Raw genomic sequence first — 26,145 nt, forward strand, 5'->3', positions numbered from 1 at the left:
ATAGGCCGCATTTCAACCAGCCCGGTTTTCTTCATGCAACAGGATCTCACCCCAAAGGCCAAGCACCTGATATTTGTGGGCGGCGGCCACGCCCATGCGCTTGCCCTGCTTATGATGGCAATGAAGAAACCGGAAGGCGTTAAAATCACTCTGATTTCAAATGCCATTCAAACCCCTTATTCAGGTATGCTGCCGGGGCTGATCGCCGGACACTACAGTTTTGACGAAGCCCACATCGATCTGGGCCGGTTATGCCGCTTTGCAGGGGTTAACTTCATTGAAGACTACGTGACCGGTATCGACCCGGACAACCGGACCGTACACTGCCGGAATCATCCGGATTTCAGCTACGATATCCTCAGCATCGATACCGGCTCGGTTCCCGGCCGCCATCAGATACCCGGGGCCACTGAATGGACCATCCCGGTCAAGCCAGTAGACCGTTTTCTGGACCATTGGCAGGCCATTCAGACACACATCCGCCAGTCACCCGAAGCCTCTTTGCGCATAGGTGCGGTTGGCGGCGGGGCCAGTGCTGTTGAAGTCATACTGGCCATGCAGCATAAACTTCAGCAGGCACAACTGGCAGATCAGGTCAGCTTCCATGTGGTCAGCGGTCCGGATGACATTCTGCCAAACCACAACGACAAGGTACGCAACCGCTACCGCCAGGTATTGAATAAACGTCAGGTGGAAGTACATACCGGCTTTACCGTCAGCCGGGTTAGCGAACACTGCCTGCATACCGCCGATGAACGTACCCTTGAGTTGGACTACATTATCTGGGCAACCGCGGCCACCGGTGCCGAATGGCCCGCGCAGGCAGGCCTGCAAACCGGGCCGTCCGGCTGCATTGAAGTGAATGACTGTCTGCAGTCACTCTCTCATCCGAATATCTTTGCCTGTGGTGATATTGCCGACATGATCAACCATCCCCGGCCAAAAGCCGGGGTCTTTGCAGTGCGTCAGGGCAAGCCACTACTGAAAAACCTGCTGGCGGCACTGGCAGGTAAAAAGCTCACGCCTTTTAAGCCACAAAAACAGTTTCTCAGCCTGATCAGCACCGGCGACAAATATGCCGTTGCTTCACGCAGCAACTGGTCACTGGCTGGCCGCCTGATCTGGCACTGGAAAAACCGTATCGATCAGAAGTTCATGCGCCGTTTCAGTGAAGCCACCATGCTGCCGGACGCCAGCAGTAATAAGCCAGTCAAAGTGGAAAACCCGGACATGCGCTGCGGCGGCTGCGGCGCCAAGGTTGGTAATACCGTATTGCAACGGGTACTCAGCCAGTTGCCTTCCGGCTCAAAAGACGACATTCCCGTCGGGCTGCAACACCCGGATGACGCCGCAGTCATCGCCGTGCCTGAAGACAAACTGCTGGTGCAGTCTGTGGACAGTTTCCGTCAGTTGATTAACGACGACTACCAGTTCGGTAAAATAGCCGCGGTTCATGCGCTGGGCGACGTATTCGCCATGGGCGCCACCGCCCACAGCGCTCAGGCACTGGTCACCTTACCCCATGCCAGCGACGAACTGCTGGAAGAACAGCTCCTTCACCTGCTCAAAGGTGCTTTGGACATCTTTACTGAATGTGGCGTCACCCTGGTGGGCGGCCATACCTCGGAAGGCAGTGAACTGTCACTGGGCTTTGCCATCAACGGCTTTGCCGATCCGCAACAGCTGATGACCAAAGGCGGTATCCGCAGCGGCGACTACCTGCTGGTCACCAAACCTCTTGGGACCGGCGTACTCTTTGCCAGCGACATGCGCGGTCAGGCCCACGGCCGCTGGATCAGTGCCGCCCTGCAACAGATGCAGCACTCCAACTTCAGGGCCAGCCAGATCCTTGGCGACTTTGACTGTAAAGCCTGTACCGATATCACCGGCTTTGGTCTGGCCGGCCACCTGCTGGAAATGCTCAGCCCCGGTGGCTTCAGCGCCGAACTGATAAGCAACCGCCTGCCAGTACTGGAAGGCGCAGAACTCTGCCTGCAGAGCGGCCTGCAAAGTTCACTGCACCCGGATAACCGGCGCTATGACAGTCAGGTGACCGCTGATAAAGACATTCCTGCCGGGCGTCAGGAGCTACTATACGACCCGCAAACCGCCGGTGGTTTACTGGCAGCCATCCACCCGGATAAGCTGGACGACTGTTTGGCAGCATTACAGACCGCCGGATACAGCCATACTGCCGTCATTGGTAAAGTAACCGACCCGGTTGGCTGCAGCGCAAAAATCCGGCTGGTAACCGGTACGGAATAAGCATTTAACCAAAAGATAAAAAACTTTCCGGTTTTCAGTTTTATTTCATTCCTCAGAATTAATCTGGACGACATGATCCAAGCACCCAATTCTGAGGGACACACCATGAACAAAAAAATAGCCATCCCAGCCTTTCTGGCTGTCGCGGTGACCGGTGCCAGCGCACTGGTCTGGTCAGCCAGTGGCCAGACCAGCCAGAAAGCAACACCGATTGCCGAAAATGCAATGACCAGCGAAGGCCTGGCCATCGCAACATTTGCCGGTGGCTGTTTCTGGTGTACCGAAGCCGGCTTTGAAAAACTGCCTGGCGTCACAGAAGCGGTCTCAGGCTATACCGGCGGACATGATACAACCCCAACCTACAATGAAGTTGCAGGCGGCGTGAGTGGCCACACTGAAGCTGTGCAGGTGTTTTACGACCCGGAAGTGATTACCTATCGTGGTTTGGTAGAGTCCCTGTGGCGCCAGATGGATCCGACCGACGGGACCGGCTCATTTGTAGACCGGGGCAGCCAGTACCGCCCGGGCATTTTCTTCCACAATGAAACCCAGCGCCGCATTGCAGAACAGTCCATGCTGGAGCTGGCAGCCTCAGGCCGCTACAGCCAGCCACTGGCCACCGAACTGACTCAGCTGGAAACCTTTTACCCGGCAGAAGAATACCATCAGGACTATTACAAAAAGAGCCCGATTCGCTATAAGTTCTACCGCTTTAATTCCGGCCGGGATCAGTATTTACAGAAAACCTGGGGCGACGATCTCAATCCGGATTTCACACAGTTTGGCCTTGAAGACCAGGGTCAGCAGCTAGTCACTCAGGACCGCAGCGAGTTTGTTAAACCCAGCGATGAAGAACTGCGGGAAACACTCACCGAGCTGCAATATGAAGTCACCCAGAAAGATGCCACTGAACGGCCGTTCAACAATGAATTCTGGGATAACAAGCGTGAAGGTATCTATGTGGATATCGTCAGCGGCGAACCGCTGTTCTCATCAAAGGATAAGTTCAAATCCGGTACCGGCTGGCCGAGCTTTACCAAACCTCTGTATCCGGCATCCATTGTTGAGCACACGGATACCAGCTTCTTCATGACCCGCACGGAAGTACGCAGCCAGAATGCTGATTCCCATCTGGGGCATGTGTTTAAAGATGGTCCGGCACCGACCGGCCTGCGGTACTGCATCAACTCAGCATCGATGCGCTTCATTGAAAAAGATCAGCTGGCCGCTGCCGGGTATCCGGAACTGCTCAGCCTGTTTGAATAATTCGTTTCGTTCCCCAACGAATGCAGGCGCTGTTCACAGCGCCTGCGCTTTTTCAGGAACTTAACGGCGGCACTTAGCCCGTTTTTCTTCCAGACGCGCCATCAGCATGGCCATCTCATCACTCTGCCCACCGGCTGACTTAGCTTTTTTCGCCTGCCGCTTAGCTTTTTCTTCAGCCATCAGCTGCTTCAGACGCTGTTCCTTACCCACCGGATTTGCCGCAGAAACCGCCGCCTTTTCCGGCGGGTTTTTCGCCGCTGCACGGCGGCTGGCCTGCAGCGATGCTTTACGGGCAGCAACCTTAGCAATCAGCTTGGCCATTTCTGTTGTTTCAGCATCCTGATTTGCCAGCTGTTCAAGCAATTTCTTTTCTGCTGCTGAAACAGGCTTCGGTGCCGGAGCAACAGGCGCTGCTTTAAAGGGTTCAGCCACTTCCGGGATAACGTCTGCAGACGCCGGTACCACCTGAGTAACTGCCACGTCTGCCGCCGTCCGGGCAACCTCTGCTGCATTTGTAACAGCAAGCTGCCGGGGCTCAGCAACTTTTTCTGCCTCAGCTGCCTCAGCAATCCGCTGCCGGCGTTTCAGCGTCAGGGTTTTGCGCTTGCTGACCACTACAGGCTTACCGTTAGCATTGAAGCAATCACGGTTTACCTCAGCTTCAGATGCCTCTGCCTGAGGCGGTGTTTCCGGCGCCGCCTGTACGGTTAACGGAGCATCTGCCACAACGGTCTCAACCGGCATAACCTCAGCCGGGCGGACAGCTGCCGGAGCCGTTACGGTTTCCGGAGTAGCCACAGCAGCCGGAGAAACAACTGCCGGCTGAGGTATCGCCTGAACCGGTGCCGGTTCTGCTTTCACCGCGGGTTTAGCTTTGGCTGCAGGCTTCGCTTTTGCTGCTGTTTTCTTGGGCGGCTTCGCCCGGGAATCCAGCCGTGCTATCAGCGCAGCCATTTCAGCGGCTTCCGCCCGCTGTTTGGCCTGCCGCTCTTCCATACGGGCATCTTTTTCCTGCGCAATGGCTTCACGGATCTTTTTCTCTTTGGCGGCGGAATTCACCCGGCCAGTCGGCAAAGCCTCAGCCCCGTTCGGTACAGCTGCCACCGGGCTTTTTGCAGGTGCTTTCGCTTTGGCAACTTTCTTCGCCGCCGTTTTCTTTGGTTTCTTGCCACGGGCATCCATCCGGGCAATCAGCAGGGCCATTTCCCGGGCCGCGGCTTTCTCTTTGGCAACCTTTGCTTTGATGCGCTCATCCTGACGGGCATCATAAGCTGCTTTTTCTGCTTTACGCCTGGCTGCCCACTCGGCATCCGACAAACGCGGTTTCTCAGCCGGTTCAGCCGGTTCAGCCGGCTTATCAGCAACCTTTTCAGGAGACGGTGATTCAGGCTCGTCAGTGGTGTCCGCCGCTGAATCTTTTGCCGTAAACGGTATATCATCTACCAGCTCAGAGCCCTGTTCCTCAAGGTTCAGCAACGCATCACGGGTCAGGTCATCCTCAACGGCTTTTGGCTTAACCCTCCGGGCAGCCTTGGGCGCTTTCAGCTTCAGCCCCTGCAGACTGAGACCACCGGTTTCTTCCAGTGCCGCCTGCATCAGCTCACGCAACTCGGCAGTGTCTTCCGCAAGTGCCCATTCGCTGACTGCAAAACTGTCCATGCCATGGTCACGGATATCGTCATACAGACGTGCTTCCACGCCCGCTTCAGCAGCTTTAATAATAACTTCCCAGCGCCGGTCAAGGTCTTCACGGCTGGTACCAACATATATCTGTTCAGTAATCGTATTGGTAATGGTAAAAACGATCAAAAGAGGATGACTCCGTACACAAAATCGACAGCCGATGGGGCAAAAAGATCGCGTATTATAGAGATCCTTTTTTTAAAGGTAAGACTTGAAATTCAGTTATTTTTTTGAATCTTCAGGGAGAGGCAATATCATGTCGGAATCAGCGGATACAAACATTTAATTTTACTTAATTTTTTGCCCTGCTCCCTTACCCGGAGAAGCAAAGAACAGGGCAAAAATATTCTTCAGAATGCGAACTGCTCCCGCCACTGCGCCGCCGTCATAATACGGCGGTTTTGTGCATCGGCTTCCGCAGCAACCTGCCGGATGAGCACACTGTTATCCGCCGCCAGCTCACCGTGCTGATCATAGAGGTTATTTTCAAAGCCAACCCGGACGTCACCGCCTTTCTGCATTGCCAGACGGGCACAGCGATGTTCATCCGCCCCAAAGGCACAGACCATCCAGGGTGTATCGTCCCGGTGCGCGGCAAGGAAGGGTAACAGATCATCCGGCGACGACTGCTGCTGCGCATGATAACGTCCCAGCACGAACAACAGATGATGCGGTACCGACGGAATGACGCCGGCCGCTTTCAGCCGGTGGTAACGCTGCACATCTTCAGCACTGTAAAGAATATACTGACAAACGATTTCCTGCGTTGCCAGCCAGTGAAAGAACCCCTGGGCACCATGGGTATCTTTGTCTTCCGGCAGTAATTCCCGCACCGCTACCGATACCGCCTCCGGCTGCACTTCACGCACCATGGCCATTTGAGCCGGCGGCTGATAAATCCCCGCAGCTTCGGTAGTCAGCTGTACCGCGATGTCATCACCCACCTCGGTTTTCAGCATATCCCGGATCTGCTGATTCAGCCGGGGATCCAGTGAATGCCGCCCCTGTTCGTCCCGGGCATGGGTGTGGATCATGGTTGCCCCGGCCAGCACGGCCTCACGGGCGGCTTCAACCACTTCGGAAGGAGTTACCGGCAGTGCCCGGTGATCCTGCTTTTGCTTATAAGCACCGTTAGGTGCGACCGTAAGAATCATTGCCTGTGTCACTGCCTTAGCCTCCCAGTGCCTTAAAGGTATCATCCAGCGCCAGGGTGAACTTATCCATCAGCTCATCCGCCTGAGACTGTTGCAAAATAAATGGCGGCGCAATTAATACGTGGTGACCGTTTTGCCCATCGATAGTACCGGCCATGGGGTAACACATCAGCCCGTGTCCGAATGCAGCCTGTTTTACTTTGGCATTCAGCGCCGTTTGCGGGGCGAATGGCTGTTTGGTTACCCGGTCTTCAACCAGTTCAACCCCCATAAACAGTCCGCGGCCCCGGATGTCGCCCACATGCGGGTTTTCAGCAAACCGCTCCCGCATGCCGGTAAACAGATAATCACTCATGTTGCTAACGTTTTCTAACAGCTTATCTTCCTTAATGACCTGTTGCACCGCCAGCGCCGCGGCACAGGCAGACGGATGCGCCATATAGGTATGGCCGTGCTGAAAGAAACCACTGCCATCCGCAATGGCCTGGTAAATTTTATCGCTAACGAGTGTTGCACCAATGGGCTGATAACCGGCCCCCAGCCCCTTCGCAATCGTCAACAGATCCGGTGCAACACCGTCTTCATCACAGGCAAACAGATGGCCTGTGCGTCCCATGCCACACATCACTTCGTCAAAAATCAGCAAAATGCCGTACTGATCACAGATTTCACGTACCCGCTTCAGGTAGCCGGGCACCGCCGGCACAGCACCGGCCGTTGCGCCCACCACCGGCTCAACTACAAATGCCAGCACCTTCTCAGGGCCGGTTGCCAGTAAAGCGTCTTCCAGCTCACCGGCCACCCGCTGACCGTATTCAAATTCGGTTTCGTCCGGGCGCTGATCCCGGTAGGTATAGCAGGGTGCAATGTGCTGCACCGGGGATAACAGCGGATCAAATTGCTGACGGCGCCACTGGTTACCGCCGACAGCCAGCGCCCCCAGCGTATTGCCATGGTAGCTCTGCCGGCGGGCAATAAAATACTGGCGCTCGGTTTCACCTTTTTCCGTGAAATACTGTCGGGCCATTTTCAGGGCAGCTTCCACTGCTTCAGAGCCGCCACTGACAAAATACACATGATTCAGATCCCCCGGGGCTTCAGCCACCAGTACATCCGCCAGGCGCTCTGCCGGTTCGGACGTAAAGAAAGCACTGTGCGCAAAGGGAATAGCATCCAGTTGCTGTTTAACAGCGGCAATAACCCCGGGATGATCATGCCCCAGGCAGGACACTGCCGCACCGCCGCAACCGTCCAGATAACGTTTACCCTGCTGATCAATAATGTAAGCCCCTTCACCGGCAACGGCATATGGCAGTTCAGAATGACAATGACGATGGAAAATATGACTCATACTGGATTCCTGTTTCCGGGCAAGGGGGAAAACGTGCTTCTCTATTAAAGTTGCTATTAAAACGATTGGCCAGCAGGGCGACAAACGCGTTATGCTCTTTTTGATATGCCAAAAAGGAATACCATGCGCCGACATCTGCCCCCTCTTAATGCAATCAAAGCTTTTGAAGCGGTGGCCCGCCAGCAAAGCTTTACGGCAGCCGCCGCCGAACTCTGTGTCAGCCAGAGCGCGGTCAGCAAACAGGTCGCCCGGCTGGAAGCACACTTACAGCTGCAGCTGGTTGAGCGTCACGCCAAAGGGATTCGTCTGAGTAAGGAAGGCGAAGCATATCTGCAGGTACTGACGGACGCGCTGGATGCCATTGATCAGGCCAGTGCCCGGCTCAGCAATGTCCCCCATCAGTTGCGCATTGATACCCTGCCTTCCCTCTCAAGTATCTGGCTGATTCCCCGGTTAACCGATTTCCAGCAACGTCACCCGGGTATTGAAGTTGAGCTGATCACCGGTGACGGTCCGGTGGACTTTACCGCGTCCGAAGCAGATCTGGCGATCCGCTGTTTTGCCGATACCCCCACCGGCAACCACAGCCAGCTGTTAATTCGCGAACGGCTGCATCTGGTGGCTTCGCCTGCACTGGTTGAATCCCGCCCGGTGAACCACCTCAGTGATCTGCGGCAGTTTACCCTGTTACGTCAGACCACCCGCCCGGATCTGTGGCAGCAGTTTTTCCGCCACTGGCATGATGATGAACAGGCGTATACCTATGGATTTGCCTCACAGCATTTCTTTATGACATTGCAATCAGTCAAGGAAGGGATTGGTATTGCCCTGCTGCCAGACTTTCTGGTGGCAGAGCAACTGGAGAGCGGCCAGCTTTGCGCCCCCCTGAATCTGAGTCTGGACAGTGGCTATGGGTATTATCTGCAGATCCCTGTTCATAAGCGTCAGCAACTTCAGGTCCGGCAGTTCAGCCACTGGCTGCAAACACAGCTGCCAGCCGCTGAATAAAATCCGCCGTACAGGTGTCAGCGGCGCAGCTCTTCAACCCGTTCAGCCAGCATCTTGTATTCGCCGTAAGCTTCGCCTACAAGGGTTCGCAGGCCGTTAGAAAACTCATTCACCTGATCAATATCACCGTTGGGCAATACTTTATCCCAGGCGGCCTTAAGGGTTTTATCCATCATAAACAGCGGCTGGCACTCAATGCTCTGCCAGATTTGCTCCAGCCGGAAACTGCGTTGCGCCACTGACAGACAGGCCCTGACCGCCGGCCGTTGCTGGAGGATAAAAATAGCCGCCGAGCGAGCTTCTGCCGTTGGCAAAGCCTGCACCGGGAAACTCATAAACACACACAAAAACAATGGAAAAAAAGGCTTCATCAACACTCCGGGCTCACCAGAAAAATATCCAAAAAAGTAGAATTACTCTGTTAACGACCAGCTGCACAGCAAGTTTAGCTAAAATACTCCTGCCACGTATCAAAAAAACTGGCCATTTGGTCAGGAAGCGTTTGCATTTAACCCTCGGGCACAGGTAGAGTTAGCCACTGCGTCAGAGGCGATAGATGCTTCTGCAACAGAATAATAAATGGAGATCATTTCGATGAATCAATTTCGCAAAACTGTGCTCGGTCTAAGCACTGCGATTTGTATTATGGGCATGAGCGCAGCTGCTCAGGCTGAAACTCTGAAAATCGCTCTGGCCGGTCCTGCTACAGGTCCTGTTGCTCAGTACGGTGATATGCAGAAAATTGGTGTTATGGCGGCGATCGAAGATATCAACGCAGCTGGCGGCATCAACGGTATGCAGCTTGAAGGCGTTATCTACGACGACGCTTGCGACCCTAAGCAAGCGGTAGCTGTTGCTAACAAAATTGTTAACGATGGTATCAGCCATGTTGTTGGTCACCTGTGCTCTTCTTCTACTGAACCTGCTTCAGACATTTACGAAGAAGAAGGCATTCTGATGATCACTGCAGCGTCTACTTCTCCGTCTATTACTGAGAAAGGCCACCAGATGGTATTCCGTACTATCGGTCTGGACAGCCTGCAGGGCAGCCTGGCAGCGGATTACATCAAAACAGTTAAGCCTAAGCGTTTAGCAGTAATTCACGATAAGCAGCAATACGGTGAAGGTCTGGCGACAACTGTCCGTGACTCACTGAAAGGTGCTGGTATCGAAGCGGCTATGTTCGAAGGCGTAACATCAGGTGACAAAGACTTCTCTGCCCTGATCGCTAAGCTGAAGAAAGAAGGCGTTGACTTCGTTTACTACGGTGGTTATCACCCGGAGCTGGGCCTGATCCTGCGTCAGTCAGCTGAAAAAGGCTTTAATGCTCAGTTCATGGGTCCTGAAGGCATCGTAAACGCAGACCTGGCAAAAATTGCCGGTGAAGCGATGGAAGGTGTACTGGCGACTGCTCCTAAGAGCTTCGACCAGAACCCTGTTAACCAGAAACGTGTAGAAGCAATTAAAGCGAAAGGCGAAGACTCTACCGGTCCTTTCGTATTTACCGCTTATGCAGCTGTTGAAGTGATGACTAACGCCATGACTAACACAAACAGCACTGATACTGAAAAGCTGGCTGAATACATCCGTAGCAACGGTGTTTCTACTGCAATCGGTGACGTTAAGTATGACGAAAAGGGCGACCTGACTGAGTCTACTTTCCTGGTTTACCGCCTGCACAAAGACGGTTCAAAAACCGCTGCTGAATAAGTTTTTAACTACAACCGATCAGGTCTGACAGATACCTTTCTTCAGACCTAGATCCCGAGGCCCTTGCACCGTGATCCGGTGCCGGGGTTTCGTTATATCTGGTCCCTGCAAATGTCAGAATTTTCTCTCTACCTATTGCAACAGCTCATTAACGGGCTAACAATCGGGTCCACCTATGCCCTGATCGCTATCGGCTACACAATGGTTTATGGCATCATCGGCATGATCAACTTTGCCCACGGCGAGATCTATATGATCGGCTCCTATGTGACATTCATTGTCATTGCGGGTCTGCTGGGCATGGGAATGGTGAGCCTTCCAATCATACTTATCATTGCCCTGGTGATTGCAATATTTATTGCCAGCACCTACGGCTGGACTGTTGAGCGCGTGGCCTATCGGCCGTTACGTGGTTCCAACCGACTGATTCCACTGATCTCTGCGATCGGTATGTCTATTTTCCTGCAGAACTTTGTTGTTCTGGCTCAGGGTGCACGCGATGTCGCTTTACCGCCTCAGATTACCGGCGGCTGGAGCTTCGGTGATGCCAGCAGCTTTGAAGTTTCCGTCTCTTATATGCAGATGATGATCTTCGCGGCGACCTTCATCACGATGACGGTACTGACACTGTTTATCTCACGTTCCCGTATGGGGCGGGCTTGCCGGGCATGTTCTGAAGACCTGGGCATGACCAACCTGCTGGGTATTGATACCAATAAGATCATTGCACTGACCTTCATCATCGGTGCGGCACTGGCGGCGGTAGCAGGTCTGCTACTGGGTCTGTATTACGGCGTAATCAACCCTTTCGTTGGTTTTATCGCAGGTCTGAAAGCCTTCACGGCAGCAGTTCTGGGCGGTATCGGATCCATTCCGGGCGCAGTACTGGGTGGCTTATTGCTGGGTGTTACTGAAGCAATGACAGCAGCCTTCTTCCCTGCAGAATACAAAGACGTTGTTGCCTTTGGTCTGCTGGTTCTTATTCTGTTAGTTCGTCCAAGTGGCCTCCTCGGTAAGCCGGAGGTAGAGAAAGTATGACCCACAGTAAACTTTACAGCGCAATTTTTGCCGCCGGGATTACTTTTATCCTGGCGTGCCTGATGATCGGCATCAAGCTCGACACTGACGGTACTCAACTGGCGATAAAAGGGGCGACCACAGCCCAGTGGTTCTGGATACTTGGCGGTATCGCTGTCGTGTTCTTCTCGCAGCTTTTCTCCCGCCAGATTGACAGCATGTTCTCACACCTGCCTAAGCCACAGCTAGGCAAACTGATTCCTGCTCAGGCAAAATCAGATGCCATGAAGCCCTGGCTGGTTGCCGGTGCCATTGTCATCTTACTGGTGTGGCCATTTATGGTATCCCGGGGGTCAGTTGACCTGGCAACCCTGACACTGATCTACATCATGTTAGGCCTGGGCCTTAACATAGTGGTTGGTTTAGCCGGCCTGCTGGATCTGGGCTTCGTCGCCTTCTACGCAGTCGGTGCCTATACCTACGCTCTGCTGTCGCTGTACTTTGGCTTTTCCTTCTGGATTTGTCTGCCGCTGTCTGCAGCACTGGCCGCCCTGTTCGGCTTCGTTCTGGGCTTCCCGGTACTGCGGTTACGGGGTGACTACCTGGCGATTGTAACTCTGGGCTTCGGTGAAATTATCCGTATCCTGCTGAACAACTGGACTGACGTTACCGGTGGTCCAAGTGGTATTTCCGGTATCGCCAAACCTACCCTGTTCGGCCTGGAGTTCACCCGTAAGGTTAAAACCGAAGGTGCCACTACCTTCCATTCGTTCTTTGATATCAGCTACTCCAGTTCATATAAAGTTATCTTCCTGTATATGATTGCTGTGTTACTGGTGCTATTCCTGATTTACCTGATCAACCGTTTGATCCGGATGCCAATCGGCCGCGCCTGGGAAGCATTACGTGAAGACGAAATCGCCTGCCGCTCGCTGGGTCTGAACCGTACATCTATCAAGCTGTCTGCGTTTACCATCGGTGCATCTACTGCCGGTTTCGCCGGTTGCTTCTTCGCTGCACGTCAGGGCTTTATCAGCCCGGAATCCTTTATCTTTATAGAATCAGCCATCATTCTGGCGATTGTTGTTCTTGGTGGTATGGGTTCGCAGGTCGGTGTCATTCTGGCGGCCATTATTATGACCATACTGCCGGAACTGGCACGTGAGTTCTCCGAATACCGGATGTTGCTGTTCGGTCTGTTGATGGTTGTCATGATGCGCTGGCGTCCTGAAGGCCTGTTACCGATGAAACGTCCGCAGCTGGAGTTGAACAAACAATGAGTCAGTTACTATTAGATGTAAACGATCTGACCATGCGTTTTGGCGGCCTGGTGGCCGTCAACGGTGTCAGCTTAAAAGTTAAAGACAAGCAGATCGTCTCAGTTATCGGCCCTAACGGTGCAGGTAAAACCACAGTATTTAACTGCCTGTCGGGTTTCTATATCCCGACTGAAGGCAGCGTTATGCTGCGCAGTGAACAGATCGCCGGCCTGAAAGACTTCCAGATTTCCCGACGGGGTCTGGTACGTACTTTCCAGCACGTGCGTCTGTTCTCCAAGATGACAGTAATTGAGAATATGCTGGTTGCTCAGCATCGCCACCTCAACACTAATCTGTTATCCGGGCTGTTCAAAACACCGAACTATCGCCGCCGTGAAACCGAAGCAATGGACCGCGCCGCACACTGGCTGGACGAAGTTGGCCTGCTGGAATTCGCTAACCGCGAAGCAGGCAATCTGTCTTACGGTCAGCAGCGCCGTCTGGAAATTGCGCGCTGCATGGTCACCCAGCCAGAACTGCTGATGCTGGATGAACCTGCTGCCGGTCTTAACCCTAACGAGACCAAAGAGCTGGATGAACTGATCATCAAGCTACGTGATGTGCATGATATTTCTATCCTGCTGATTGAGCATGACATGGGGCTGGTAATGGGTATCTCTGATCACATTTACGTGATCGCACAGGGAACACCTTTAGCCAATGGCCTGCCGGATGAGATTAAAAACAATCCGGACGTTATCAAAGCCTATCTCGGAGAGGAATAAGCGGATGTTAAAGATTAAAAACGTTAACACCCACTACGGTCAGATTCAGGCGCTTCATGACGTATCTGTTGATATTCAGGAAGGTGAAATCGTCACCCTGATCGGTGCCAACGGTGCAGGTAAAACCACCCTGATGATGACCATCTGCGGTGACCCGCAGGCATCTTCAGGTCAGATCACGTTTGAAGGTGAGGAGCTTAGCTCTCTGAACACACCTGACATCATGCGCAAAGGTCTTGCGATCGTGCCTGAAGGCCGTCGGGTTTTCAGCGGCATGACGGTTGAAGAGAATCTCTTCATGGGCAGCTACTTCCGTAGCAAGGAAGATGCAGAAAAAACGGCTCAGCACGTACTGGAACTGTTCCCCCGTCTGGAGGAGCGTTACAAGCAGCGCGCCGGTACCATGTCCGGTGGTGAGCAGCAGATGCTGGCCATTGGCCGCGCCATGATGAGTAAGCCCCGCATGCTGTTGCTGGACGAACCGTCTCTGGGTCTTGCGCCGATCATTATCCAGCAGATCTTTGACATTATTCAGCGGCTGCGTGATGAAGGTGTAACCATCTTCCTGGTTGAACAAAACGCCAACCAGGCATTACGTATTGCTGACCGCGGATATGTTTTAGAAAACGGCCGCATCGTGAAGAGCGATACCGGCGAAAACCTGCTGACAGACGCTTCCGTACGGGAAGCTTATCTGGGCGGTTAATGCTGATTTATAAGCGAAAAAGCCAACCTTAGGGTTGGCTTTTTTTTGCCCGCAAAACACTTCTCAGCTGTAAATCAGTCGCATATAAAACACAAAATGGTTATCTCATTGTGTTTGAAAACCGATAATTCCCCTACACTTTAACTTGAGCTTAACGGGTAATTAATGCACAATCGCCACCTATAGATAATTTGTCGCTTTTTTACGACAAAAAATAATCGGCTGAACCTCGGGTATCAACCGGCTGGATATGAAGTAACCAAGGGGAAATACAGATGGCACATCTTTGTCTTGACTGCAGATCTCTGCTGACAACACAATCTATTCGCCTGCATGACAATCTCCAGGAAGTGAAGCACGTACATAACAATACACTGTACGCCTGCAAGAGTTGCCATGCGGAAATTGCGCTGACCAGCGTACCGCACCAGTGGGTACTGATGAACGCAAAGCGTAACGAGCAAAAGGTCGCTTAATAACCGGCACGCTTACGCTCCGGCGAAAGACACAAAAAAGGCGCTCTGTGAGCGCCTTTTTGCTGTCTGACGTTTACCGGGGCTGCCCCCGGCAAGCCGGTTTATTCAGACGTTTCTTCTTCTGTGGCACTCGCTGCAGCGGTCACTTCCAGCGAATCGACCCGCTGATAGCCCCGCGGCAGTTTATTACCCCGGCGGCCACGCTCACCCCGGTAGTGTTCCAGGTCAGCTGGTTTCATCTTCAGATGCTGCCGGCCGGCATGCACCAGCAACGTATCTTCAGCCGATAAGGTCACCATCGCCACCAGCAACTCTTCACGGGCAGCTGCCCGCGCTGACGGAATGTTAATGATCTTATTCCCCTTACCCCGGCCCAGCTCCGGTAATTCAGCCACCGGGAAGACCAGCATCCGGCCCTCATTGGTCACGGCCACCAGCAGATCAGCGCCTTTGTCGGCTATGGCCAGTGGCTGCATACCTTTGGCATTCTTAGGCAATGTCAGCGCCGCCTTACCGGTACGGGTCTTACTGGTCAGATCAGCAATCTTAGTGACGAACCCATAACCGGCATCCGATGCCAGCAGCACCGCATCCTGTTCCTTACCGGCAATGGCACCGTCAATGGTGGCATCCTTCGGTAAGGTCAGTTTGCCGGTCACCGGCTCCCCCTGCCCCCTGGCTGACGGCAATGTATGGGACTCCAGCGCATAGGCACGCCCGGTCGTATCCATCAGGATCAGCGGCTGATTCATCCGCCCCCGGCACGCCAGCTTAAAGCCGTCGCCGGATTTATAGTTAAGGCCGTTCGGGTCGATATCATGGCCTTTCGCTGCGCGAATCCAGCCCTGCTTAGACAGTACTACCGTAATCGGATCAGCACTCAGCAGCGCTTTCTCATCCAGCGCTTTGGCTTCTTCACGGGTCACAATCGGAGAGCGGCGGTCATCGCCGAATTCTTTGGCATCCGCTTTCAGCTCATCTTTGATCAGCTTACGCATCAGCTTGTCGGACCCCAGAATTTCTTCCAGCTGCTTACGTTCTGCTTCCAGCTCATCCTGCTCAGCGCGGATCTTGATTTCTTCCAGCTTGGCCAACTGACGCAGACGGATTTCAAGAATCGCTTCCGCCTGAATCTCAGTGATGCCGAAACGCTCCATCATCACTAACTTAGGCTTGTCTTCCGTACGGATGATTTCAATCACTTCATCAATATGCAGATAAGCAACCATCAAGCCTTCAAGGATATGCAGACGGGCCAGTACCTTATCCAGACGGTGCTGTAACCGGCGACGCACAGTGTCAGTACGGTAAGTCAGCCACTCGGTCAGGATCTGACGCAGATCCTTCACCTGTGGGCGGCCATCAATGCCGATCATGTTCATGTTGACCCGGTAAGTACGCTCCAGGTCGGTGCTGGCAAACAGGTGGGCCATCAGCTGCTCAATATCAACCCGGTTAGAGCGCGGCACAATCACCAGACGGGTCGGGTTTTCATGATCAGATTCATCCCGCAGATCGGACACCATCGGCAGCTTTTTCTGCTGCATCTGCTGAGCAATCTGCTCCAGAATCTTGGCACCGGATACCTGATGAGGCAGCGCAGTAATGACAATATCACCCTGCTCCTGGGTATAAACCGCCCGCATCCGCAGGCTACCCTTACCGGTCTCATACATTTTGCGCAGTTCATGTCGCGGTGTGATCAGCTCAGCATCCGTTGGCATATCCGGACCAGGCAGAATTTCACATAACTCTTCAACCGTACTGCTTGGCTTGTTCAGTAACTGAATACAGGCCTGAGTCACTTCCCGCAGGTTATGGGGCGGAATATCCGTGGCCATACCCACCGCGATCCCCGTGGTGCCGTTGAGCAGAATGTTTGGCAAACGGGCCGGCAGAGTCAGCGGCTCCTGCAGGCTGCCATCAAAGTTAGGGCCCCAGTCAACCGTGCCCTGTCCGACTTCCTTAAGCAGCACATCCGCATAGCGGGCCAGCTTGGCTTCGGTATAACGCATCGCCGCAAAGGACTTCGGGTCATCCGGCGAGCCCCAGTTACCCTGACCGTCGATCAGCGGATAACGGTAAGAAAACGGCTGTGCCATCAGCACCATGGCTTCATAACAGGCACTGTCACCGTGCGGGTGGAATTTACCCAGCACGTCACCCACGGTACGGGCAGACTTCTTGTGCTTGGCGGTGGACTTAAGCCCCAGCTCAGACATCGCATAGACAATGCGGCGTTGTACCGGCTTCAGGCCATCGCCGATATTCGGCAATGCCCGGTCAAGGATGACGTACATGGAATAATCCAGATACGCCTTCTCGGTATATTCTTTTAATGACAGGCGTTCGACGCCTTCATCAATGTGTACGGTTCCACTCATATTCTTTTCCTAAGCCAGCTGTCTGGCATAACAGACCTCAGACTTCCGCCAGATTACCCTTGGTTTCCAGCCACTCTTTGCGGTCAGACGAACGCTTCTTGGCCAACAGCATATCCATGGTTTCGTTGGTATCGTCGCCGGCTTCAATGGTCAGCTGTACCAGACGGCGGGTATCCCGCGACATGGTTGTTTCACGCAATTGCAGCGGGTTCATCTCACCCAGACCCTTGAAGCGCTGTACGCCGATTTTGGCATTCTTACGCTCTGCCTTAATGTGGGCAATGATGCTCTCTTTTTCCGCATCATCCAGTGCATAGTGAATATCCTTGGCAACATCGATCCGGTACAGCGGCGGCATCGCCACATACACATGCCCGGCACTCACCAGCGGACGGAAATGACGGACAAACAGCGCACACAGCAGCGTGGCAATGTGCAGCCCGTCGGAGTCCGCATCCGCGAGGATACAGATCTTGCCGTAACGCAGCCCTTCCAGCTCATCTGAACCGGGCTCAACCCCAATCGCAACGGAGATATCATGGACTTCCTGAGAGCCAAGAATCTCACCGGAATCCACTTCCCAGGTATTGAGGATCTTACCCCGCAGCGGCATAACCGCCTGATATTCACGGTCACGGGCCTGTTTGGCCGAACCACCGGCCGAATCACCCTCCACCAGGAACAGCTCGCCATTCATCGCTTCGCTGCCGGAGCAGTCTGCCAGCTTGCCCGGCAATGCCGGCCCCTGGGTGACTTTCTTACGAATGACTTTTTTATTGGCACGTAAGCGCTTCTGGGCATTGCTGATAACCAGCTCAGCCAGTGCTTCGCCGTCTTCAACGTTGCTGTTCAGCCACAGGCTGAAGGCATCTTTCGCCGCACCGGACACAAAGGCTGCAATCTGACGGGACGACAAACGTTCTTTAGTCTGACCGGAGAATTGCGGGTCCTGCATTTTCACTGACAGGATGTAACAGCAGCGTTCCCAGATATCTTCCGCTGAAATTTTCACGCCGCGGGGCAGCAGGCTGCGGATTTCACAAAATTCCCGCATAGCGTCCAGCAAACCGGTACGCAGACCGTTCACGTGGGTGCCGCCCTGCGCGGTAGGAATCAGGTTCACGTAGCTTTCGCCGGTCAGGTCACCGCCTTCTGGCAACCATTGCAGAGCCACATCAACTGCGTCAATCTCGCCCTGAAAAGAGACCGTAAACGGCTCCTGCGGCAGGGTTTCAAATACCTGAGTGGTTCCCTTCAGATAATCCACCAGACCATCTTCGTAATACCACTCTTCTTTTTCTTTCTTCGCGCCGGTCTCGTCAGTAAAGATGACCCGCAGCCCGGAACACAGCACGGCCTTGGCCCGCAGCATGTGCTTCAGTTTGGTCAGATTAAACTTCGGGGTATCAAAGTAGCTGGCGTCCGGGAAGAAGCGAACAGTGGTACCGGTATTACGCTTACCGCAGCTGTCCACCACCTCCAGATCAGAGACTTTTTCGCCGTCGGCAAAGCTCATCCGGTAGACTTTGCCGTCGCGCTTGATGGTCACTTCCAGTAATTTGGACAGTGCGTTCACCACCGATACCCCTACCCCGTGCAAGCCACCGGAGTAGTTGTAGTTATCATTAGAGAACTTACCGCCGGCGTGCAGCCGGGTCAGAATCAGCTCAACACCGCTCACCCCTTCTTCCGGGTGAATATCCACCGGCATCCCCCGGCCGTTATCGCTGACACTGATGGCGCCGTCTTTATGCAGCACCACATCCAGCTGATTGGCGTGGCCGGCCAGTGCTTCATCGACACTGTTATCAATAACTTCCTGTGCCAGATGGTTTGGCCGGTCGGTTTCGGTATACATGCCCGGTCGACGCCGCACCGGGTCCAGGCCACTGAGGACCTCTATCGCGTCCGCATTATAATTGGTCATTCTTCTCTACTGTCCTTCTTGTGCCGGCGCTGCTGTTCGGCGACCGGTAAGCATCAGGCATTACATCTGCTGATGTACACGCTTACATAACAAACTGTTTTATGAATCCACAGAGGGTAACCCGGGGACCTCCGGCAGCTCAACCCGGCCTTCAGAAAACGCCAGAATTGCCGGAATCATTGCCTCAAATTGCCGGAATCCGTGATCGCCACCCTGCTGGATCAGCATGGGGGAATCCGTTAACTTATCCACAGCCTGACGGTAATCCAGGGTTTCATCATCCGTCTGGGTCAGCAGCAGATAATTCTGCGGCTGGCTGAGTGACGGCACGTCAATCGCCAGCATCTGCTGTAAATGCTGTTCCGTGAGGGTATACGCCTCGCCGGTATAAAGATTACTCTGCTGCCCCAGCATTTCGGCCAGCAATTCATAAGGCCGCACCGCCGGGTTTACCAGCACCGCCCGTACCTGATAGCGCTCGCCAAGCCAGAGACTGTAATAGCCGCCAAGTGAACTGCCGATTAAGGTAATATCACGGCCCTGATGCTGCCTGATCAGCGCTTCAGTCTGCGCGATGGCCTCTGCCGGCCAGTGACTCAGCGCTGGCACCAGCACATCATCCGCCCTGCCAGCGGCTGTCATCGCCGCCTGAAACTGACGTGCCTTAATCGAATCCGGGGAACTGTTGAAACCGTGTAGATATATGAACAATGGCATTGCCATTCATCAATCCTTATTGCCTGTCGTGATCAGCCTTAACCACGCTGATACTGTGTCTCGTGCTCAATGAGAATACCCTGTTGCGTGGTGGCAATGAAGCGCTCACCGCAAATTTATCCTCATTCTGCCAGTGGCTATGTCAACGGAGGTGTTTTCCCCCGGCTTATGCAATAATTCCGGCCTATGGATATCAAGAACCTCAAACTGTTTCTCAGCCTCAGCGACAGCCTGCATTTCGGCCGTGCCAGTGAAGCCTGCCATATCAGCCCGTCGGCCCTGAGCCGCAGCATTAAGCAGCTGGAAGACAGCCTCGGTGTCAGCCTGTTCGAACGGGACAACCGTACCGTTTCCCTGACCCACGAAGGTAAAGTCTTTCAGGAATATGCCCGCGAAGCCCTGATTCAGTGGGACGTAGTGCGCAATGACTTACTGGCTGAAGCCCAGGAGCTCCACGGAGAAATCAGCGTGTTCTGCTCGGTGACGGCCAGTTACAGCTTCCTCTACGATATCCTCAGCGACTTCCGCCAGCAGCACCCTAAAATTGCCATCAAGCTGCATACCGGTGACGCCGAAGGCGCGATCGCCCGCATCATGTCCGGCAATGAAGACATCACCATTGCCGCCAAACCGGACAGCCTGGCGTCCACACTGGCCTTTAAGCCGATTGCCGCCTCACCGCTGGTATTCATTGCGCCATTACAGGACGCCAGCCTCGATCCGCTGCTGGCTGAACGGGCAATACAGTGGCAGAACGTACCGATGATCCTGTCAGAAGAAGGGGTTGCCCGTAAACGGGCCGATCAGTGGTTTAAAGACAACCGCATTACCCCGCTGATTTATGCACAGGTGGCGGGTAATGAAGCCATTGTAAGCATGGTCAGCCTGGGATTCGGCGTCGGCGTGGTGCCTAAAATCGTGCTGGATAACAGTCCGCTGGCAGACCGGGTACGGATTCTGCAAAACGCCCCGGCCCTGAAAGCCTATGAAGTGGGTTTATTTGCCCTGAAAAAGAAACTGCAAAGCCCCATCATCAGTGCATTCTGGTCGCAACTGTAAACAGTTACTCAGCAAACAGCGCTTCAACTTCCGGCAATACCGCCGGGCGGCCGCGTTCATTCAGCGCCGCACCGATCACCAGCGCATCCAGACACAGCTTTTCATCGGCTAAGCGGATCACCCGCTGGCGGAAGCCGAACTTAACCTTGCTGATCCGCTCCACGCTCACCTCGATAACGAACTCATCACCGCTGGTCAGAGAGGCTTTGTAATCCATCTCCGAACGTACCACCACCAGATTAATCCCCTGCTGCGCCAGCGCGGCAAAATCTACCCCGCGGGAATGCAGAAACTCATGACGGGCGTGCTCCAGATAATTGAAATACACACCATTATTCACAATGCCCTGCATATCCAGTTCATAATCACGGACTTTACATTCAAGACGATACGGCATAGCTGACAAGCTCCGGCAACAGAAAAAAACGCATCTTAACAGCTGTTTGCCTGACCTTCGAGCAATAGCCCTTTCAGCGCCGCCGGCGCAGCAAATGAAGAGCCTTTGAGGGTCTTCCAGTAGTGTCTGGGATAATCCGTATCGCGGCCATTACGGGCGGTCAGTTTAGACAGGGGGATATCCACACAGCCGTCACCGTCGATGTCATAACCAAGCACTTCGCCGGCCAAATTATCCACACGGGTTAACTGGTAAGCTGCCCGGGTACGCATATCCACAAAAGGGTTATCGGCAATAAAATGCTGCAGCTCCCGCTCAATGGAACCGACTGTTCTTACCCCTTCGGCAAACGAAAAAGTATTCACCATGCCACGGCCACCGTTGCCGGAAATGGTAAACACCATCACCCCGTCTGACACCAGCGCTTCAAGGGCGAGAATAATCTCATAGGTATAACGCCACTCAGGGTATTGATCCCCCCACTGACGCACAATGTCCTTATAGTGCCGCACCCGGCCCAGATTAAGCGGCACATCAAAGGCACTGACAAGGGTTGAAGATTCCCAGGAGAGTATCAGCGCGTCCACCGGCATGGTCGCCTGGCGGGCCTGCATCACCCGGAGATTACGGAGAATATCGGCCATCGGATGCCCCTGCCCGGACAACGGATACTGCAAAAAAATAAACCGGGGATCAGACGCAATCAGGCGAACAATGTCGCCGTGATAATAAGGTTCTTTAAATTCGTCATCATCCAGATCCAGCATGCCATACAGCCAGGTATGCTGATCCCGGTCCTCCTCCGACGCAAAGCCGTTCACCGGCGGATAGAACCTGTCCACAATCGCCACCCGGAAGGTTTCAGCGGCAACGGCAGGCCCACTCACCAGAGCGGCTCCAAGCCATACTATGATTGCGGTAATCAAGCGGCGCATACCTTACTCCACACTGAAAATACCTGCCGTATCAGTATGATACAGGCGACTTAAAATTTACTTCAGTATAGACAAGGCGCAAAAAAGGCCGCCTTCAGGGCAGCCTTTAATAGTCAGATCCCGGCACCGCCGGAACAATCAGAGAATCAGTGGGTGGAATAACTCGGGGTCACTTCCGAAGGTGCCAGCTCTTCAATCAGTTTAATCAGCTGGGCAACGCCGTACTGAACATCACCGTTGTTATCGATCCGGCGAACATCATCCGGCAGGGTATCGACAATCTCATCATGACGCTGCAAACGGGCTTCAATCTCATCCGCGTCTTCACGGCCACGCTTGGTCAGGCGCTCACGCAGCACATCCGCATTAACATCCACCAGCACCGGAATCAGGTTCGGGTACGAGTGCATCGCAAAGGGTAAATATTCACGGGAACCGTTCATCACCACGTTGATGCCGTTGGCCAGCCAGTTTTCCACTTCCGAACCAACCGCATAGCTGTAACCGTGGGAATACCACTGCATGGCGAACATGCCCATGTTCACCCGCATCTCGAATTCATCTTCCGATAAATGGATGTGATTCTCACCGCCAATATTAACCGCACGGGTGATATAACGGTGGGCAACAAAACAGCCGTGCTGTGGTTTCAGCCGCTGACGGCAACCGTCCAGTAAGCTGTCTTTGCCACTGCCCGAAGCCCCCACCAGATAAAGAAGTTTGCCGCGCATGTAGTGTTCTCTGCTCATTAACGAAGACCACAAGAGTAATACGCCTATAACAGAAAAACCAGACCACAAAAGCCGTAAATTGAATAACTTAAGAAGCACTTCGAGGGAGGTTTCGCACAATTTCCGAAATTAGGGGTTTCGGAAATTGTGCGTAGTACAGTTTTCATAACTGCAGGCTGTAAACAACCCGAACTTACTCTGCGATGTTCCGACTCACACGATCATTTCATCATCCAGCCATGCATCATGAGACTTTGGCCAACGGGAATTATGATCTACTTGCCAGCGTAACGGAGTCACAGCGGTTACGCTGTCATTCTGATGATACTGGCAACCGGTCAGATTCAGGGGTTGCAGAGTACTGCTGTTCACTGTCACAGCCAGCGCAAGCAGTACAGCGACCGCCAACGTACTGACCAGCAGCGAGGCTGGTTGAAGTTTAATGTCTGGGAACATAGACACCTCCTATTTTGAGCGTCAGGAGGTTTCAGCTGCCGCCAACAACCTGTCAGACGCCCATCATTCCCGTCCTACATAGCCACACAGTAACTGAATTGCCGGTGAATCCGGGGGCCACATACAGCCCCGAAAAAAACGCACCGCTCACACTTTCTGTCACCGCAGTAAAACGGAAGTGGATTTTAAGTATAGTCCCCGGACAAAAAAAATGCCGCTCAATGAGCGGCATTTTTATAGATCACTGTTTCTGGCTTACAGGCTCAGCACCTTCTCGCCCCGTGACAGACCGGAAACACCGGTACGGACAACTTCCATGATGCCGGACGTGCCGATTGCATCAATGAAAGCATCCAGTTTGTCACTGGCACCGGCCAGCTGAACAGTATATGTGGTAGGCGTCACATCGATGATCTGACCACGGAAAATATCCGCGGTACGCTTGATCTCATCGCGCATCTGACCGGTGGCTTTCAGCTTGATCATCATCAGCTCACGCTCAATGTGATCACCTTCAGTCAGGTCAACAACCTTAACCACATCAATCAGCTTGTTCAGCTGCTTGGTGATCTGTTCGATAACCCGGTCACTGCCCAGCGTAGTAACGGTCAGACGGGACAGAGTCGCGTCTTCAGTCGGTGCAACAGTCAAAGACTCAATGTTGAAGTTACGCTGTGAGAACAAACCAACAACCCGTGACAAAGCACCCGGTTCGTTTTCCATCAACACAGAAATGATATGTCTCATGATTAAGTTCTCTCCGTCTTGGTCAGCCACATATCACGCATGGAGCCGCGCGGCACCTGCATCGGATATACGTGTTCGAATGGATCTACTGCAATATCCATAAACACCATGCGGTCTTTCAGCGAGAACGCTTCCTGCATAGCCGCTTCCAAGTCTTCGTACTTATCAACCTTCATACCTACGTGACCGTAAGCTTCAACCAGCTTGATAAAGTCCGGCAGAGACTTCATGTATGACTGAGAGTGACGGGACTCATAGTTCATATCCTGCCACTGACGTACCATCCCCAGCGACTGGTTATTCAGACAGATAACCTTCACCGGAATGTCATACTGGCTAATGGTCGACAGTTCCTGAATGTTCATCTGAATACTGCCTTCACCGGTTACACAGGCAACGTCGGCGTCAGGGAAGTTCAGTTTCACACCCATGGCAGCTGGCAAACCAAAGCCCATGGTGCCCAGGCCACCGGAGTTGATCCAGCGGTTAGGCTTATTAAACTTGTAGTACTGTGCAGCAAACATCTGGTGCTGACCTACGTCAGAACAGACATATGCATCACCGTTGGTCACCTTGCTCAGCATCTCGATAACCTGTTGCGGCTTCATCAGCTCGCTGTCATCGGTACGGAAACGGCCACCGTGACGGGTGCGCCATTCTTCGATCTGCTGCCACCAGGATTCCAGCGCCTCTTTATCGATCTGCTTCTTGCTGGCCTTAACAATGCTGACCATCTCAGACAGGACAGATTTCGCCGGACCTACAATTGGCACGTCCGCCTTGATTGTCTTGGAGATTGCCGCCGGATCAATATCAACATGAATGATCTTCGCCGTCGGACAGAACTTATCCAGCGCGTTGGTAACACGGTCATCAAAACGTGCGCCCACTGCCAGAATCAGATCAGCATGGTGCATCACCATGTTGGCTTCATAGCTACCGTGCATGCCCAGCATACCGATAAACTGACGGTCAGTACCCGGGTAGCCACCCAGGCCCATCAGGGTATTGGTAACAGGTACATTCAGCATCTGCGCCAGTTCAGTCAGCTCATTGCTGGCATCGCCCATGACGATACCGCCACCGCTGTAGATAACCGGACGCTTGGCGCTTAACACCATATCCATGGCTTTCTTGATCTGGCCGGTATGACCGCGGGAAACCGGGTTATAAGAACGCAGTTTCACAGACGCAGGATACTCATACGGGTAACGCTCAGTCGGTGTGGTCATATCCTTAGGGATATCCACAACAACCGGACCCGGACGGCCGCTTTCAGCAATGTGGAAAGCTTTCTTGATGATGGCAGGAATATCTTCCGGATTCTGCACGCTGAAACTGTGCTTAACCACCGGACGGGAAACACCGATCATATCGGTTTCCTGGAAGGCATCTTCACCAATCAGATGGCTCATTACCTGACCGGTAATCACCACCATCGGAATCGAATCCATATAAGCAGTAGCAATACCTGTTACTGCGTTCGTCGCACCCGGACCTGAAGTCACCAGCGATACACCGGCTTTACCGGTCGCACGGGCATACGCATCAGCCATATGGGTGGCTGCCTGTTCATGACGCACCAGAATATGCTTTACATCTTCCTGCTGGAACAGTGCATCATAAATATGCAACAACGCCCCACCCGGATACCCGTAGATGTACTCAACGCCCTCATCTTTAAGGGCGCGAACAACCATTTCTGCGCCTGATAATAATTCCACTTCTTCACCCTCTATTCACGTCGCTCCACGGCGACGGATCACTAGTTACGATACTGCAGACGTGCGCAAACCGCCCACCGGCGATTCGACATCATCCAGCAGGCTCTTGCAAAGGCTCGGGGTATTGAGGCAGGCAGGAGCAATCTTAATTCGGCACCAATCTGAGGATCAACTCGGGAAAGGTCCTGAATAAATAAGCTGGGTGACGCTTATTTAACCTGGCCTTCGGGGTAACCTACATGAGCCAGAGAGATAAATTTTTGAGGCAGCAATTCTGCCATTAAGTCAATGATTATTCAAGCAGTCGGGGAATTCCCCCGGTACAGAAAACCGGGTGATGCAGAATGTTCAGATTGAATGCTATAGTGGCGGCAACAGCGATAAAAAA

General features: G+C 53.5%; 23 protein-coding genes. 10 read left to right on the plus strand and 13 right to left on the minus strand.

What is annotated here, in order from left to right:
* Nucleotides 1–33: 33 nt before the first annotated feature.
* Complete coding sequence (locus tag PCI15_RS21080; protein ID WP_271271871.1) at nt 34–2,265, plus strand: slr1591 family oxidoreductase; 2,232 nt, start codon at nt 34–36, stop codon at nt 2,263–2,265.
* A gap of 105 nt (nt 2,266–2,370) precedes the next feature.
* Nucleotides 2,371–3,531, plus strand: a complete 1,161-nt coding sequence (gene msrB / locus PCI15_RS23685; protein WP_336296718.1) for a peptide-methionine (R)-S-oxide reductase MsrB — start codon at nt 2,371–2,373, stop codon at nt 3,529–3,531.
* 60 nt (nt 3,532–3,591) lie between these two features.
* On the opposite strand, the gene PCI15_RS21095 is transcribed toward msrB, so the two are convergent.
* The 3 genes from PCI15_RS21095 to PCI15_RS21105 all read right to left on the minus strand — a co-directional run bounded on the left by PCI15_RS21095 (nt 3,592) and on the right by PCI15_RS21105 (nt 7,719).
* A complete protein-coding gene (locus PCI15_RS21095) occupies nt 3,592–5,340 on the minus strand; it encodes a GIY-YIG nuclease family protein (protein WP_271271872.1) in 1,749 nt (582 codons plus the stop codon).
* A gap of 224 nt (nt 5,341–5,564) precedes the next feature.
* Complete coding sequence (locus PCI15_RS21100) at nt 5,565–6,380, minus strand: beta-keto acid cleavage family enzyme (RefSeq protein ID WP_271271873.1); 816 nt, start codon at nt 6,378–6,380, stop codon at nt 5,565–5,567.
* 4 nt (nt 6,381–6,384) lie between these two features.
* Nucleotides 6,385–7,719, minus strand: a complete 1,335-nt coding sequence (locus PCI15_RS21105; protein WP_271271874.1) for an aspartate aminotransferase family protein — start codon at nt 7,717–7,719, stop codon at nt 6,385–6,387.
* A gap of 123 nt (nt 7,720–7,842) precedes the next feature.
* Between PCI15_RS21105 and PCI15_RS21110 the strand changes: the two genes are divergently transcribed.
* A complete protein-coding gene (locus tag PCI15_RS21110) occupies nt 7,843–8,727 on the plus strand; it encodes a LysR substrate-binding domain-containing protein (RefSeq protein ID WP_271271875.1) in 885 nt (294 codons plus the stop codon).
* 17 nt (nt 8,728–8,744) lie between these two features.
* Here PCI15_RS21110 and PCI15_RS21115 read toward each other — a convergent pair whose 3' ends face one another.
* Nucleotides 8,745–9,098: a hypothetical protein gene (locus tag PCI15_RS21115; RefSeq protein WP_271271876.1), complete on the minus strand. Its 354-nt coding sequence runs from the start codon at nt 9,096–9,098 to the stop codon at nt 8,745–8,747.
* A gap of 208 nt (nt 9,099–9,306) precedes the next feature.
* On the opposite strand from PCI15_RS21115, the gene PCI15_RS21120 reads away from it, so the two are divergent.
* The 6 genes from PCI15_RS21120 to PCI15_RS21145 all read left to right on the plus strand — a co-directional run bounded on the left by PCI15_RS21120 (nt 9,307) and on the right by PCI15_RS21145 (nt 14,680).
* A complete protein-coding gene (locus tag PCI15_RS21120; protein ID WP_271271877.1) occupies nt 9,307–10,437 on the plus strand; it encodes a high-affinity branched-chain amino acid ABC transporter substrate-binding protein in 1,131 nt (376 codons plus the stop codon).
* A 111-nt stretch (nt 10,438–10,548) separates the two neighbouring features.
* On the plus strand, nt 10,549–11,475 hold the full coding sequence (livH, locus tag PCI15_RS21125) for a high-affinity branched-chain amino acid ABC transporter permease LivH (RefSeq protein WP_271271878.1): 927 nt from the start codon (nt 10,549–10,551) through the stop codon (nt 11,473–11,475).
* Entirely contained in the window at nt 11,472–12,734 is a 1,263-nt protein-coding gene (locus PCI15_RS21130; protein ID WP_271271879.1) for a high-affinity branched-chain amino acid ABC transporter permease LivM, read from the plus strand. Before livH ends, PCI15_RS21130 begins: the two co-directional genes overlap by 4 nt.
* Nucleotides 12,731–13,498: a high-affinity branched-chain amino acid ABC transporter ATP-binding protein LivG gene (gene livG / locus PCI15_RS21135; protein ID WP_271271880.1), complete on the plus strand. Its 768-nt coding sequence runs from the start codon at nt 12,731–12,733 to the stop codon at nt 13,496–13,498. Before PCI15_RS21130 ends, livG begins: the two co-directional genes overlap by 4 nt.
* Nucleotides 13,499–13,502: 4 nt before the next feature.
* Nucleotides 13,503–14,204: an ABC transporter ATP-binding protein gene (locus PCI15_RS21140; protein WP_271271881.1), complete on the plus strand. Its 702-nt coding sequence runs from the start codon at nt 13,503–13,505 to the stop codon at nt 14,202–14,204.
* A 275-nt stretch (nt 14,205–14,479) separates the two neighbouring features.
* Nucleotides 14,480–14,680 carry a hypothetical protein gene (locus PCI15_RS21145; RefSeq protein ID WP_271271882.1) on the plus strand — a complete coding sequence of 67 codons (201 nt, stop codon included), beginning with the start codon at nt 14,480–14,482 and terminating at the stop codon, nt 14,678–14,680.
* A 101-nt stretch (nt 14,681–14,781) separates the two neighbouring features.
* On the opposite strand, the gene parC is transcribed toward PCI15_RS21145, so the two are convergent.
* The 3 genes from parC to PCI15_RS21160 all read right to left on the minus strand — a co-directional run bounded on the left by parC (nt 14,782) and on the right by PCI15_RS21160 (nt 19,714).
* Nucleotides 14,782–17,064 carry a DNA topoisomerase IV subunit A gene (parC, locus tag PCI15_RS21150; protein WP_271271883.1) on the minus strand — a complete coding sequence of 761 codons (2,283 nt, stop codon included), beginning with the start codon at nt 17,062–17,064 and terminating at the stop codon, nt 14,782–14,784.
* Between the two features lie 37 nt (nt 17,065–17,101).
* The gene (gene parE, locus PCI15_RS21155) at nt 17,102–18,991 is read right to left on the minus strand and encodes a DNA topoisomerase IV subunit B (protein ID WP_271271884.1); all 1,890 of its coding nucleotides are present in this window, start codon (nt 18,989–18,991) and stop codon (nt 17,102–17,104) included.
* Nucleotides 18,992–19,090: 99 nt separating this feature from the next.
* Complete coding sequence (locus tag PCI15_RS21160; protein ID WP_271271885.1) at nt 19,091–19,714, minus strand: YqiA/YcfP family alpha/beta fold hydrolase; 624 nt, start codon at nt 19,712–19,714, stop codon at nt 19,091–19,093.
* 180 nt (nt 19,715–19,894) lie between these two features.
* Here PCI15_RS21160 and ilvY point away from each other — a divergent pair, with 180 nt between their 5' ends.
* Nucleotides 19,895–20,767 carry an HTH-type transcriptional activator IlvY gene (ilvY, locus tag PCI15_RS21165; RefSeq protein WP_271271886.1) on the plus strand — a complete coding sequence of 291 codons (873 nt, stop codon included), beginning with the start codon at nt 19,895–19,897 and terminating at the stop codon, nt 20,765–20,767.
* 4 nt (nt 20,768–20,771) lie between these two features.
* Here ilvY and PCI15_RS21170 read toward each other — a convergent pair whose 3' ends face one another.
* The 6 genes from PCI15_RS21170 to PCI15_RS21195 all read right to left on the minus strand — a co-directional run bounded on the left by PCI15_RS21170 (nt 20,772) and on the right by PCI15_RS21195 (nt 25,757).
* Nucleotides 20,772–21,164, minus strand: a complete 393-nt coding sequence (locus tag PCI15_RS21170; RefSeq protein ID WP_271271887.1) for an acyl-CoA thioesterase — start codon at nt 21,162–21,164, stop codon at nt 20,772–20,774.
* Nucleotides 21,165–21,199: 35 nt separating this feature from the next.
* On the minus strand, nt 21,200–22,099 hold the full coding sequence (locus PCI15_RS21175; protein ID WP_271271888.1) for a hypothetical protein: 900 nt from the start codon (nt 22,097–22,099) through the stop codon (nt 21,200–21,202).
* 146 nt (nt 22,100–22,245) lie between these two features.
* The gene (gene phnN, locus PCI15_RS21180) at nt 22,246–22,848 is read right to left on the minus strand and encodes a phosphonate metabolism protein/1,5-bisphosphokinase (PRPP-forming) PhnN (RefSeq protein ID WP_271271889.1); all 603 of its coding nucleotides are present in this window, start codon (nt 22,846–22,848) and stop codon (nt 22,246–22,248) included.
* Between the two features lie 195 nt (nt 22,849–23,043).
* The gene (locus tag PCI15_RS21185; protein ID WP_271271890.1) at nt 23,044–23,286 is read right to left on the minus strand and encodes a hypothetical protein; all 243 of its coding nucleotides are present in this window, start codon (nt 23,284–23,286) and stop codon (nt 23,044–23,046) included.
* A gap of 255 nt (nt 23,287–23,541) precedes the next feature.
* Complete coding sequence (ilvN, locus tag PCI15_RS21190) at nt 23,542–24,033, minus strand: acetolactate synthase small subunit (RefSeq protein ID WP_205659903.1); 492 nt, start codon at nt 24,031–24,033, stop codon at nt 23,542–23,544.
* A 2-nt stretch (nt 24,034–24,035) separates the two neighbouring features.
* Complete coding sequence (locus tag PCI15_RS21195) at nt 24,036–25,757, minus strand: acetolactate synthase 3 large subunit (protein ID WP_271271891.1); 1,722 nt, start codon at nt 25,755–25,757, stop codon at nt 24,036–24,038.
* Nucleotides 25,758–26,145: the final 388 nt, after the last annotated feature.

Origin of the sequence: Aliamphritea hakodatensis, assembly GCF_024347195.1 — a bacterium.
GTDB lineage: Bacteria > Pseudomonadota > Gammaproteobacteria > Pseudomonadales > Balneatricaceae > Amphritea > Amphritea hakodatensis.